Genomic DNA, 13,198 nt, shown 5'->3' on the forward strand with positions numbered 1-13,198 from the left:
TTTAGATCACCAATAACACAACAACTGAAGAAATACAGCCTAGCAGGGCAACAAAAATATGGAGACAACTAAATGAGATTTTTTCAAGTAAAATCCGTTGTCTCTTCTGAATAAAACACGAGTAGATGAACACCGTTATCACAACGGGCAGATATAAATGAAGATCCGGACCATTCGTGCTCGGGAGCAATTTATTAATAAGCCCACCTATCGTCTCGTTAACGAGCATAACCCCGTATATAACACCAATTATCGCTGAAATAGAAAACTGAAATAGTGTCTGAACTACATCATTCTTTGTAAAGAACAGAACACGTTTACGGTACAGGTCATTGACCATCATATATCTGTTGCCTCCTCATTTTCTTATTACTATTTTTGATTAGTACTCCTGTATTTTACCACAAGGTTGATCCAGCTTCCTTTCTGGTTTTTGTCGAGTTTCGTTCCCCTCAAACAAATAGTTGCCCTGTCCACCAAATCGGCAGACAGGGCAACTATGACGATACCAGAATACCTCTAAATTCAGCTTACCTTAGCAAGTCTCGTAGCACGCATTGATGCGGCAGCGTATACGATAAGCGCTGTCCAGATCAGCGCGAAACCAACGAGCAGAACTGGCGAGACCGTTTCCTTGAACACGAACACGCTCAGGATCAGCATGATTGTTGGCCCAATATACTGTACGAAGCCTAGTGTGGACAACGACATTCGAGCAGCCGCCCGTGCAAAGAAGAGCAGCGGCAGCGCCGTCACCACACCAGATAGAAGCAGTTCGAAGAACATGGGCGCAGGCAGCGTCCATGCCGTTGCTTTTCCTACAACAGCCAGATAGATCCAGTAGCCGAGTGCGACGGGCAGAACTACAGCTGTCTCCGAAAATAAACCCACAGAAGCGTCTTGCTTAATCTTCTTCTTCGCCAGACCGTACAAGCCAAATGACACGGCCAATGAGATCGCAACCCATGGGAAACGTCCGTAGTCGATAGCGATGATAAGTACCGCGACACCAGCGATGGCAATCGCGAGCCATTGTCCCCGGTTTGGCTTTTCATGAAGGAAGACAACCGCCAGCAACACATTCAGCAACGGGTTCAAATAATAGCCCAGACTTGTCTCAACGACATGACCATTGTTAACTGCCCAGATGAAGATAAGCCAATTAATAGCAATTAGCAGCCCACTCGCGGTAAGGGACAGCAGGGTCGAACGACTGGTCAGAATGCGCTTCATGTCACTCCAACGACGTTGGACGGCAACGAAAATCCCCATAAAGACAAATGACCAGACAACCCGGTGCGATAAAATCTCGCCTGCCGGTACATTTTCGAACAACTTCCAATACAGCGGGAGAACCCCCCACATGATATACGCAATGATCGCGTTGATTAATCCATTATTCATAACTTTTTCCCCTCTTACTTACTCTAATGTCTCAACGGATTATACGCCTCGATCCTCGTTTAAGTAAAGGGGGTAATAGGTCATACAGGAACCCATGCCTAGTTCAAATGACTTTTTCTTTTAGCAAAAGCTTCACGTTTAGCGCAACCAAATCATACTTTGCGCTTTTTCTTCCTTACTCTCATGAAGAAGATAAAGATCGCCGCAAATACTACTACACCTACGATAAACAAATCAATATCTTGCTCAAACATAAACCACATTTTGTGTTCTAAGTTTACTTGTTGTTTTGGTGGATATCCTTCTCCGAATAGTTGAGTTGCCTGGTTCAAATGATTCATTTCGATGGTCAAACTGCACGGACTACTACTTAATTCACCATCCACTTCGCTAAAGTATAGTAAGTATTTGTTACCTTCCTTGAAATCAAACCCCCATGTGAAGTTAGTTGCGATAATTAGTTGAGAGTCAACTTCAGTGTTCCAACTCCTCTCAACTTCCACTAAAATATATCTAATTTTCTCTTTGCTCCCTGTAAACCCTTCTTGCTTCAAGTCGACCTTTACTTGCTTTACTTCACCATAAACAGCTCCATCATATATTTCTAACTGTTCTTGGGGACCACCCGATTCAGCACATGACAAAGCGTTAACATCTTGTGCATTTGAGATAAAGAAAACGGTGGATATAAAAAATATTAACGTGATTATACGAATCTTCAGTTTTTCCACCTTCTTCTCATAACGTTATTTCGTACATCTTTATTGACCTGTTTAACAGGAAAAATGTTGCATTTTCCCTTGCCGTTAGGTGAATGAACAAAGAAGCAACCAATCGGACACAGTTGGTTGCTCCATTTGTCTTTATTAAGTTATCATTCAAGGACTAATCTAAAAGAAATAAAACTAAGATATTTTTCTTACAGCAAACCATAGCTCAACAAAATTCAGTCCACCTTTAACTTCAGTAATTTCAAATTCCATTCCGTTGACCTGTTCATATCCTGTAGTAGGAAGCCATTCAGAAAAGAATCGTCTATATAAGGTTTCAATGGTTTCATCGAATTTATCCCATGTAAAGGGATCAGAGGAAAAGATCGCCCACGTGTGTGCTGGTATCGTTATACTTGTGTAACCATCGGGTTTACTTGTTTCACCTTTAAATACACCCAACATGTATGGGAAAGTATCTTCCCCAGTTTTTTTGTAGCTACACACAGCATGTACTTTATGATAATTCGAATTCAAAGAGTTTGGTAGATCATCGGCATTTGTAGCAAGTCTTTCAACCTCGCCATTTTCGTGGCTTTGCTTCCATAATTCTGCGGGGGTCTCTACTCCGTTTAATTGAAACACTTTCTCTATTCCAAATATTTCGAAGGATTCTTTTGTTTCGATACGATAGTTCATAGGCTCTTCCCCTTTAATCGAAATAAGGAAGGAAAGCCGCGGATAGGCTCTGAGGGCAGTCCCTTCTTCACGAGCCATCGCTGGATTAACACCATGCACCGATTGAAAAGCTCTTGCGAATGATACCGGTGATTCATACCCATACTTTATGGCAATATCAACAACTCTCCTATCACTATTCTGCAATTCAATTGCAGCCAGAGTCAGCCGTCTTCTTCGTATATATTCCGCAAGTGAAACATTGGTAATGAACGAGAACATTCTCTGAAACTGATGTGAAGAACAATAAGCACATTGAGCAATTTCCTTCAATTCGATCTCGCCGACCAAGTTCATTTCAATATAATCCAATGCCCGATTCATCCTCATAAGCCAATCCACCCCATCCCTCCTCTCAACAAAAGTATAGTTTCGTTAGGTTTTCGTATCGCAACTATTTGTGCGCAATTAAGTTTCTCGTATCGTCCGAAGGATATATGTTGTAAATTTTGTAATGAAGTATTGCATATTACCTTCTCATCCTTTAGCAAACTAAATAAATCATAAAATTAAAAAGCAGCCGACCCTTTTGATCAACTGCCCGAATGGTGGTCATTTCATTAAAGTTTCAAGATAGCGTCATATTTGATCCTAATTTGGTAACTTTCACTTTCCTCCAACATGAAACACACCAATTACGGTTTCACCATCCTTGTCATACAGTGGAATATCCCATCCGTCTGGTGGTCTGCTGTTCTGTATCGCAATAGCTTCTTCAGGTGTTTTTGGTTGCTCGCCATCCATGTCTTTTTTCAGCAGATATCCTTCTGTACCATCCACACCAGTAGCCAAGATTAAATCAGGTTCCGTTTCTGGAGAAGTCGCATATATGGCAGAGCCATATGTTTGTCCATTCTTATTTTTCGGATAAAGAGAAGTGATGTGAATTTGATTCATCGTATTTTTAACGTTTGTATATTGGGACAACCCTGAACCACTCGATACACTAATCATAAAAACCGCAAAGATCAATAATATAACTCCTTTAGAATACATCTTCACAACTGTTCACTCCCTTGTACTTTTGAACTCGCAGAAATTCCAATGAAGAGAAGATGGTTTTCACATAATCACATTTCCTTCCCATCTTTAGAATAATATAACATAGATTCAAAGGAGTAGTTGGAAGTTGAGCGATAATCCTCTAAACTGTCTAACGTTATTGCAGATCTTCCCTCTTCGATAACATAAAAAAAACGGACACCGATCTTTGGAGATCAGCGTCCGTTTGTATGTTCCATATTATAATTTAAAAGTGTTACTTCACTTCACCAACAACGGTAAAGCGCTCGTTTTTGTGTTGTGGATTCTCGATCTCATCAACCAAAGCAATCGCATAGTCTGCATAGCTGATGTAGCTGTTGCCTTCGCTATTCACAAGAATAACGTCGTTGCCTGCTTGATATTTGCCGGTGCGTACACCTTCTGGATTAAAGAAACCAGCCGGGCTCAAAAATGTCCATTGAATACCAGAGGATGCTTGCAGATCCTGCAAGTTTTGACCCTGGTTCGTTGCAGTTGCTTTGTATGCATCAGGGAATCCTGGGGATTCAAAGAGACGCAATGTCTTGGACTCGTCAGTGAACAGGCTTCCTGCTCCACCCACAACGATCAGACGAGTGTTTGGTGCATCTTTCAGGATGTTGATCAACGCTTGTCCTACTTCCACATGCAGGTTTTCTTTACCCGCTGGTGCACCAAATGCATTTACAACCACATCAAACGCTTTAAGATCCTCAGCGGTAAGATCGAGTACATCTTTCTCCAGCGTGTTCAGGCTTTTATCTTCCAATTTGGATGCATTACGAACGATCGCCGTCACTTCATGCCCTCTGTCTGCTGCTTCTTTCAGAATTACACTTCCTGCTTTGCCTGTTGCACCAATGATTGCAATGTTCATCATGATCTCTCCTTTAAATTATCGATATGGTTTATGTTTGAACTTCATATTGTAACTATAATTGTTACAACTAAGTTTGTCAACCATGTAACTTTCAGTACACGCAAAAAAGCCCCTGATATCATGCCCGTGCAAAACGGATACAATTCAGAGGCTATCTATTAAAGGGATTGCATACTGCTTATTTCAAAACAAGATTGTGAAACCGCTGCACAACTCAGTTTCTTAACAATCCTTATCAGGCACACCCGCATCTTCCTTCGTACGGAAAGAAGATCCACAACCACAAGTGGCTACTGCGTTCGGATTATGGATGGTGAACCCACCCGTCATACCGGACTCTTCAAAATCAATTTCAAGTCCATTCAGATATTTCAGGTTTTCCTTCTCGACTACAACCTTCATGTTCTGAATATCCATATACAGGTCCTCATCGGACTCTTTATCGTCAAAGCCCATGGCGTACGAAAATCCGGTGCAACCGCCCGGTGCTACGCCAAGACGCAGGAACATACCAGGTGTCTCTTGCTGTGCAAGCATCTCTTTCAATCTGTCAGCAGCCGTTTCGCTGATGTTAATCATGCCAGGTCACTCTCCTTTTTCATATAAAATCATGTTCAAAAAGGGCGCTTTTCAGTACCAAGAAGATGGAATGAAGATAGAAATGGAGTAGCGGAGCGTAGGCAAAACTACGTGAGCAACGGACATTTCGGCTGAATCCCATATTCGACGCTGAGATGCCGCTAGGCACCCTTCGTAATCAAAAGCGTACTTTTGAACAACCTTTCATTAACTCTTCTTTAAATTATACTCCACCCCGTCAAGGGTCTCAAGTCATGTTTGCCTCTTTCCGCGTTCCCCCTGAACTCCTTTTTCTTCCCAGTGTATTGAACCCCCGCGATACGAGGTTTATAATGAATAGGTGGTCGCACTGAAATGTCGATATTTTGTCATGACTTATTCAGACGATGGTCATAATTGGAGTTGTAATTTTTTTCACATTTCGAGACTGCAACGCAGTCCCCAATGCATATATGAGTCAACAGACTCCATTTTTTGAAAAAATTTAGCTTTCATATGCAGCACACGCTGCACCGGGTAAATAAGAGTTAGTCCTTATAAGGAAGCGGCAGATGACCGCATCTTTGCTATGTAGTTCTGTATACAGATCCTACACACAACTCAAATCCGGTTAAGAACAGGAGGAAACAGTATGTCTACATTGGTAACACCGTTCACAGACAAAAGAATGGCTGAAATCGTTGAGAAAGTGCAGAACGGCGTAAGGCTGAGCGTAGAAGACGGCGTATATCTGTATGAAACAGATGATCTGCTGACTTTGGGCCAGCTGGCCAATGAGGCCAACTTGCGGAAAAATGGCAAGAAAGTATATTTCATCGAAAACATGAGTCTTTATTTTACGAACGTATGCGAAGCCCGCTGCGCTTTTTGTAATTTCCGTAAAGACCAGGGTGAAGAAGGCTCTTATACATTATCCGGTCAGGAAATGATCGATTATGTGGAACAGCATATTCATCCGGGCGTACGTGAGTTCCATATCGTAGGCGGACATAACAACCATGTTCCTTTTCAGTATTATGTCGATTCCCTGCGTGCTTTAAACGAGAAATATCCAGATGTTACACTGAAAGCTTACACGGCAGCCGAGATTGATTTCTTCACCCGGATTAGCGGACTCAGTATCAGGGAAGTTCTGCAAGAGCTGCAAAAAGCAGGTCTGAAAACATTGACTGGTGGCGGCGCTGAGATTCTCTCGGATGAATATCGCAAAAAAATGCGTGTAGACAAAGCCAACGTGGATCGTTATCTTGAGGTGCACCGTACAGCTCATGATCTCGGCATGCGTACACATACTACGATGTTGTATGGATCGATCGAATCCTATGAGGACCGCGTCAACCATATGGTGCAGATCCGTGAATTGCAAGATGAGACCAACGGATTCATGGTCTTTATCCCGCTTTCCATGCAGCCAAAAAGTAAAAACGCGAGCATTATGCGTCGTAACTCGGCTTATGAGGATCTCAAAACAATTGCGATCAGCCGTCTGATGCTGGATAACATCGATCATATCAAAGCATACTTCATTAACATCGGTCCACAGCTAGCTCAAGTTGCCCTTGGATTTGGTGCTTCAGATGCACACGGCACGATCGTTCGCGAACGGATTAGTCATGCGGCAGGTGCACTCACACCTGAAGGCCTTACACGTAAAGAGCTCATATGGCTCATTAAAGGTGCAGGACGTATTCCGGTAGAACGTGATACGTTCTACAATGAAATTCAAGTGTACGAATAGGACATAGATCCATCCACAACCAATATTGCACCAGCACCACTCCAGAACGCAGCTTTCATGATAGGGAGACGTTTGAATTCGAGTGGTGCAAACTGCTGAATAATATCTTCAATTTTCAACGTCTACTTTTTAATTATTCAAATCATAACAAAAGGAGCAGCTATGTTATTGCATAGCTGCTCCACAGTTTACAGCCCCATTTCAGTGGGACTGATGCAGAAAGGAAGCCGAGTCATGAAAAATTTCGTCATTCTTGGAGGCGGCTATGGCGGCCTCACCATCATCAAGGAACTTCTGGAAGGTAAAATTCCATCCGATACACAAATTATTTTGGTGGACCGCAGCCCCTTCCAAGGATTAAAGACAGAATATTACGCACTCGCAGCAGGCACCGTATCCGATTATGACCTGCGTATCCAATTTCCCGTGAGCGATAAAGTCACTTACCGTTATGGAGAAGTTACTTCGATCGACCTAGAACAGCGTCAGATTGAATTTGAAGGCCAAGACCCGCTCGTGTACGACAAGCTTGTCATTGGACTTGGTTGTACAGATCGTTTCCACAACACACCAGGCGCCGAAGATTACAGCTGTACCATCCAGAGCTTCAGCAAAACACGCGAGACCTACCTCCGTCTTAATGAGATCAAAGCCTATGGCAATGTGCATATCGTTGGCGGCGGATTAAGCGGTGTCGAGATGGCAGCCGAACTTCGTGAGAGCAGACCCGATCTGAACATCAGCATTCTGGATCGTGGCGAGCGTGTATTATCTGCTTTCCCACAACGTCTGTCCGTTTATGTGCATGAATGGTTCAACGAACATCAGGTAGAGACACGCGGGCATATCGCCATTTCACGTGTTGAACCTAATGCTATCTATAACCGGGATGAACAGATTCTAACGGATGCTGTCGTGTGGACTGCAGGCATTCAGCCCGTAAAAGTGGTACAGGATCTGGACGTGACCAAAGACCCTCAAGGACGTGTCGTCCTGAATGAATACTACCAAATCCCGGAATATACCGATGTATATGTCGTTGGTGACTGTGCGAGTGTCCCTTATGCACCTAGCGGTCAAGCTGCGGAAGTGCAGGGTGAGCAGATCGCCCATATTCAGCATGCCCTCTGGAAAGGCGAAAAGCCCAATCCACATCCACTCAAGCTTCGTGGCACACTCGGTGCACTCGGCAAGAAGTCTGGGTTTGGGCTGATGGGCAAAACGTCCATGATGGGACGTGTACCTCGTATTTTGAAAAGTGGTGTGCTCTGGATGTCCAAGCGCCATCTCGGTTAGTCGAGATCGAGCTCGTCCCAGACATCGGCTTCGGCAATTTTGGCCAAAATGGCGTTATATAGATCTTCCACTTTGTCCGTGATGACAACTTCGCCATTCACCAGTGCAAATGGAGTCATAGAACATTGGCCGCAGTTGGTTAGGCAGCCGTATTCAATCACGTCATAGTCTGGATTTTCTTCCAGTTGATCCATGACTTCATCTGTGCCAAAATGCATATTATTGGCACAAAATTCAATAATCGGTCTCATTTAAGTTCACCTGCTTTGTTTGACCATTTTAATTTGTGGCCATTTGTAATATAATATAGGAAGGAAAGGAGTTGAACAATATGAGCGAAAACGCACAAAGCACCATGTATGATGAGGTATCTGATGTGCTTGATAAACTTCGTCCGTTCCTGCAGCGCGATGGCGGTGACGTGGAACTGGTCGACGTGGAGGACGGCATCATTAAGCTGAAACTGGTCGGTGCCTGCGGCAGTTGCCCAAGCTCCACCATTACCTTAAAAGCCGGGATTGAACGTGCCCTTCTCGAAGAAGTTGAGGGTGTACAAGAAGTCGTACAAGTATTCTAATCAATCCTTCACGAAATAAACCTCAAGAGCCTTTCGCTTCGCATGAAGCGGAGGGCTCTTTTTTTGTGTGCATATGCAGAGAGTCCATTTCATCTGTCCCTTTGACCCGTTTCCACGTACAATCCTTCAATTCACCTTTTAAGTATCCTCGCGCTGTATGGTTGGACGAATCGGATCAAGTCCTCCAGATACATCCATAATGTTGCCTGTTATAAAATCGGAATGATCAAGGCACAGATACGTAATGACTCGTGCAATATCTTCACCGCTACCGGGTCGCCCTCTTGGCGTTTCCTCGTCGGTGATGCCTGACATTTCATCAATCGTTTTCTCTTTGTTCGCACCACGAATGTCACCTGGACATACCATGTTAACCGTAATTCCATACGGGGCTTCTTCAACCGCGAGTGTCTTTGTAAAAGATACCAGACCCACCTTGGCAGCCGCATATACGGCGCGATGAGGCCAAGATCTCGCTTCTCCAGCATGACTGAAGCCAAAATGGATAATGCGTCCCCATTGCTTGCGTCTCATCTCTGGCAATACACGCTGATCCAGCAACATCGGTCCCAACAGATTTCCCTGCACAAGCATCTGGACCTCAGCTTCAGAATAATCCGCAAATAATCGTCGTTCACGGACAAATGGACCTGCGTTATTCACCAAAATATCAATGCTGCCCAGGTTGCCTTCCACCTGCTCAACCAATGAAGAGATATCTTCCATCTTGGATATATCAGCCTGGATGGCAATGCACCGTACACCCTTGGCTATAATCTGAGCCTTTAAAGCCTCAGCTTCTGTTCTGCTGTGTACATAGTTGAGGGCAATATGACACCCTTGATCTGCCAGACTGAGGGCCGTCATTTTACCAAGACCTTTGGCACTTCCCGTTATGAGGGCAATCTTTCCCTTCACGTTCATCCCCCCTCTTCAAAGAGCAGTCACTATCCAGTATAAAAGATTTATCGTCCTCCTACAACTTGCTTATCCACAAGGGGTTATCCACCTTTAATTCCAGATATATCTTGATTCAAATCGGAAGCCTAACCAGCAATAGTGAATTCGGCTCGTGGTATGTTGTGTTTGAGTACGTGAAGACAGGTCATATCCATGATGACGATCAAAATTTGAGTGCACTGTCCTTAATCAACTTAGCATCAATGCAGGATATACCTACAAGGAGTACAATGCTTCGACTGACAAAACATCCACCATAGGGCTCAACAGCCTTCTGATGGGCGGGATCGGGTACACGGCTTCCCAGAAATTCAGTGCTTTTCTTTTGCTCAAAAAAGGATGGGCCTTGATCCTGGTTGTCGTTCTCTGACTAATCGGTTGGATCAGATACAAAATCAAAAGCTCAAATGGAGAAGAAGAAAAACTCTCTCCTTCCGAGAGCATGTATCTGCAAGAAGCAAATGAACAGCAGTATGCTGATCAAAATGAATTGTCCTACTACCGTCAATCTGGACATCACTATAGCGCTGATAAAACGGAAAAACTCTGACTTATGTTGATCCCCACATCAGCACAGACTCAGGAAACATAAAATAAGCCGTATATCTCTTCTGGAGAGATATACGGCTTATTTTATATAGCTTCACATCATGTCATACATATCGTGAATTATTCAGTTGCAGGTTCAACTGCACCTTTATAACGTTCTTTGATAAATGTTTTAACTTCTTCGGAATGCAGTGCAGCAGCCAGTTTCTTGATTGCATCTGCATCTTTATTATCCTCACGGGAAACGAGAATGTTAGCATATGGGTTACCTTGCAGATCTTCGATCAGCAAAGCATCATTTGCCGGATTCAGGTTCGCTTCAAGCGCATAGTTGGCGTTGATGAATACCAGATCCGCTTCATCCAATTGACGAGGCATCATGGCTGCATCCAGCTCGATGATATCCAGGTTCTTCGGATTTGCTGTGATATCTTGAATCGTAGATGTGATATTTGTGTTGTCTTTCAGCGTAATGATGCCTTCTTTCGCGAGCAACAACAGAGCACGTCCACCATTGGATGGGTCATTTGGAATTGCTACTTTTGCGCCGTCAGCCAATTCATCCAAAGACTTAATCTTTTTGGAGTATCCACCAAAAGGTTCAACATGAACAGGTGTTACAGCAACGAGGTTGAATCCACGTTCTTTATTCTCTGTGTCCAGATAAGGCTGATGCTGGAAGAAGTTTGCATCCAATTTTTCGTCAGCAAGTTGCTGGTTGGGTTGTACATAGTCATTAAACGTAACGACTTGCAAACGAATACCTTGTGCTTCCAGTTCAGGCTTGATGCTTTCCAGAATCTCTGCGTGTGGTGTAGGTGAAGCTCCAACTTTCAATTCAACTGTACGTGGTGCACCTGCTGAATTGTCTGCGCCGCTATCGGCGTCCTTGTTGTTTCCGCAAGCTGCGAGAACTGCAATCAACATAAGGCTAAGTAGAGCGAAAGACCATTTTTTCATGTGTAAAACCCCTTCTCTAATCATTTTTTCATGTGGCGTCCGCACGAATGCATAGCCATCATGTTATCTATGTGTTATTTCCTGGTGAAAAATGTAACCAAACGATCTCCGGCCATCTGGAGAATTTGCACTAGAATAATCATCGACACTACGGATATGATCATGATTTCATTTTGATAACGATAATACCCATAGTTGATTGCTAGCGTTCCTAGACCTCCACCACCAACCATGCCCGCCATTGCCGTATAAGAGACGAGTGTAACGATGGTAATGGTTATCCCGGCAACCAAACCAGGTAACGCCTCAGGCAGTAATACCCGTCTTACAATCTGTCCGGTTGATGCACCCATCGACTGCGCCGCCTCAATTACACCCCGGTCAACTTCTCGCAACGTCGTCTCCACCAATCGAGCAAAGTAAGGAGCTGCTGAAATAACTAAAGGTGGTATAACACCTAACACACCTGTAGCTGTACCGACGAGTGAACGAGTGAATGGGATAAGAGCAACAATCAAAATGATAAATGGAACTGATCGCAAAATATTTACAATCAAGGACAATATAATGTACACCGTCCGTGACTTGATCGAAGCAGATCGGGCTGTCATAAACAGCAGAACTCCGAGTGGTAAACCAAAGATAACGGTAAACAAGCCTGATACACCCAGAATTTGCAGTGTCTCTATGGAAGCTTTACCAACCTCTTCCCAACGTACGGTTGAAAAATCCATCTAACGAAGCACCTCCACATCAAGTCCCTCTGCGGTCAATTCTGATATCGTCCGATCAATCGCAATTGAATCACCCTCGAACCGAACGGTCAGCTGTCCATAAGGCACCTGTTTAATCGTAGAGATTGTACCCTGCAGGATGGCAAAATCCACATCCGTCTTACGTACCGTCCTGGACAAAATCGCTTCATACGTTTTGTTACCCAGAAAAGATATCTTCACAAGTTTGGAAGCAACACCTGCCTGCAATTCAATGCTTGCATTCGCCAGAGCCGTCTCCTCTAGGGCAAGTCCAGCTTCATGGTCACGCATCATGAAGTCCCGCGTAATCGCGTGCTGCGGCTTCAGGAACACTTCTGTTACAGGTCCTTGTTCCACAATGCCACCTTGATGAATGACAGCTACCTTGTCACAGATGTTCTGAATGACATGCATCTCATGTGTGATCAGCACAATTGTAAGGTTGTACTTTTCATTAATGTCGAGCAGTAACTTCAGGATTGAATTTGTCGTCTGCGGATCAAGTGCCGAAGTAGCCTCATCACAGAGAAGTACATTTGGGTCACTTGCAAGTGCTCTCGCAATCCCGACACGTTGTTTCTGTCCACCCGATAATTGAGCCGGATATTTGCTGCTATGGTGTTCCAGACCAACCAGTGCGAGCATTTCCTTCACTTTGCGATCAATGGCATCTTTGGGTGTATTCACAAGTTTTAGTGGAAAAGCTACATTGTCATATACCGTTGCCGAGGATAACAAATTAAAGTGTTGGAAAATCATCCCGATCTTGCGTCTCTGTTGCTGCAATTCGGTTTTGCTCAGTTCAGTCAGGTTGATCCCGTCAACCCATACTTCACCCTCCGTAGGGCGCTCCAGCAAATTAATACAGCGAATCAATGTACTTTTGCCCGCTCCAGAATGGCCAATCACTCCGTAGATTTCGCCCTTTTGGATGCTCAAATTCAGCTCGGATAACGCTGTTGTAGATTTTGCCCCTTTGCCGTATGTTTTCGTTAAACCTTTTAATTCAATCAATCGCACTTGCCCCTT

The 13,198-nt window shown here is 44.0% G+C and carries 15 protein-coding genes and 1 pseudogene; 4 read left to right on the forward strand and 12 right to left on the reverse strand.

Going from position 1 to position 13,198, the window contains the following annotated elements:
* Position 1: 1 nt before the first annotated feature.
* The 7 genes from QNO02_RS24925 to QNO02_RS24955 all read right to left on the reverse strand — a co-directional run bounded on the left by QNO02_RS24925 (position 2) and on the right by QNO02_RS24955 (position 5,334).
* Complete coding sequence (locus QNO02_RS24925) at positions 2-343, reverse strand: hypothetical protein (protein ID WP_289390326.1); 342 nt, start codon at positions 341-343, stop codon at positions 2-4.
* 182 nt (positions 344-525) lie between these two features.
* Positions 526-1,404 carry an EamA family transporter RarD gene (gene rarD / locus QNO02_RS24930; protein ID WP_133387454.1) on the reverse strand — a complete coding sequence of 293 codons (879 nt, stop codon included), beginning with the start codon at positions 1,402-1,404 and terminating at the stop codon, positions 526-528.
* Positions 1,405-1,556: 152 nt separating this feature from the next.
* Positions 1,557-2,135: a hypothetical protein gene (locus QNO02_RS24935; RefSeq protein ID WP_289390327.1), complete on the reverse strand. Its 579-nt coding sequence runs from the start codon at positions 2,133-2,135 to the stop codon at positions 1,557-1,559.
* Between the two features lie 174 nt (positions 2,136-2,309).
* Positions 2,310-3,194 (reverse strand): AraC family transcriptional regulator, encoded by an 885-nt coding sequence (locus QNO02_RS24940; RefSeq protein WP_289390328.1) that lies wholly within the window; start codon positions 3,192-3,194, stop codon positions 2,310-2,312.
* Between the two features lie 264 nt (positions 3,195-3,458).
* On the reverse strand, positions 3,459-3,824 hold the full coding sequence (locus tag QNO02_RS24945; RefSeq protein ID WP_289390329.1) for a hypothetical protein: 366 nt from the start codon (positions 3,822-3,824) through the stop codon (positions 3,459-3,461).
* Between the two features lie 286 nt (positions 3,825-4,110).
* Positions 4,111-4,752 (reverse strand): NAD(P)-dependent oxidoreductase, encoded by a 642-nt coding sequence (locus QNO02_RS24950; RefSeq protein ID WP_289392886.1) that lies wholly within the window; start codon positions 4,750-4,752, stop codon positions 4,111-4,113.
* Between the two features lie 225 nt (positions 4,753-4,977).
* Positions 4,978-5,334: a HesB/IscA family protein gene (locus tag QNO02_RS24955; protein ID WP_062837974.1), complete on the reverse strand. Its 357-nt coding sequence runs from the start codon at positions 5,332-5,334 to the stop codon at positions 4,978-4,980.
* Between the two features lie 631 nt (positions 5,335-5,965).
* Between QNO02_RS24955 and mqnE the strand changes: the two genes are divergently transcribed.
* Both mqnE and QNO02_RS24965 read left to right on the forward strand, forming a co-directional pair.
* Positions 5,966-7,072 (forward strand): aminofutalosine synthase MqnE, encoded by a 1,107-nt coding sequence (gene mqnE / locus QNO02_RS24960; RefSeq protein ID WP_091037892.1) that lies wholly within the window; start codon positions 5,966-5,968, stop codon positions 7,070-7,072.
* Positions 7,073-7,306: 234 nt separating this feature from the next.
* Complete coding sequence (locus QNO02_RS24965) at positions 7,307-8,368, forward strand: NAD(P)/FAD-dependent oxidoreductase (protein ID WP_076333178.1); 1,062 nt, start codon at positions 7,307-7,309, stop codon at positions 8,366-8,368.
* Here QNO02_RS24965 and QNO02_RS24970 read toward each other — a convergent pair.
* A complete protein-coding gene (locus QNO02_RS24970; protein ID WP_036605750.1) occupies positions 8,365-8,619 on the reverse strand; it encodes a YuzB family protein in 255 nt (84 codons plus the stop codon). The genes QNO02_RS24965 and QNO02_RS24970 overlap by 4 nt on opposite strands.
* An 80-nt stretch (positions 8,620-8,699) precedes the next feature.
* Here QNO02_RS24970 and QNO02_RS24975 point away from each other — a divergent pair, with 80 nt between their 5' ends.
* Positions 8,700-8,945 carry a NifU family protein gene (locus QNO02_RS24975; protein ID WP_053783253.1) on the forward strand — a complete coding sequence of 82 codons (246 nt, stop codon included), beginning with the start codon at positions 8,700-8,702 and terminating at the stop codon, positions 8,943-8,945.
* 138 nt (positions 8,946-9,083) lie between these two features.
* Here the strand turns inward: QNO02_RS24975 and QNO02_RS24980 are convergent, their stop codons facing one another.
* Positions 9,084-9,863, reverse strand: coding sequence for an SDR family oxidoreductase (locus QNO02_RS24980; protein WP_289390330.1), 780 nt, complete (start codon positions 9,861-9,863; stop codon positions 9,084-9,086).
* Between the two features lie 232 nt (positions 9,864-10,095).
* Between QNO02_RS24980 and QNO02_RS30375 the strand changes: the two are divergent.
* Positions 10,096-10,275 (forward strand): annotated as a pseudogene (locus QNO02_RS30375) (DUF2167 domain-containing protein); the annotation flags it as partial.
* Between the two features lie 299 nt (positions 10,276-10,574).
* Here QNO02_RS30375 and QNO02_RS24985 read toward each other — a convergent pair.
* From QNO02_RS24985 to QNO02_RS24995, 3 genes are all read right to left on the reverse strand, one after another.
* On the reverse strand, positions 10,575-11,414 hold the full coding sequence (locus QNO02_RS24985) for a MetQ/NlpA family ABC transporter substrate-binding protein (protein ID WP_289390331.1): 840 nt from the start codon (positions 11,412-11,414) through the stop codon (positions 10,575-10,577).
* 74 nt (positions 11,415-11,488) lie between these two features.
* Positions 11,489-12,148, reverse strand: a complete 660-nt coding sequence (locus QNO02_RS24990) for a methionine ABC transporter permease (RefSeq protein WP_047841298.1) — start codon at positions 12,146-12,148, stop codon at positions 11,489-11,491.
* Positions 12,149-13,183: a methionine ABC transporter ATP-binding protein gene (locus QNO02_RS24995; protein WP_289390332.1), complete on the reverse strand. Its 1,035-nt coding sequence runs from the start codon at positions 13,181-13,183 to the stop codon at positions 12,149-12,151. It abuts the gene before it with no gap.
* Positions 13,184-13,198: the final 15 nt, after the last annotated feature.

Source organism: Paenibacillus sp. PK1-4R (assembly GCF_030369595.1).
Taxonomy (GTDB): Bacteria; Bacillota; Bacilli; order Paenibacillales; family Paenibacillaceae; genus Paenibacillus.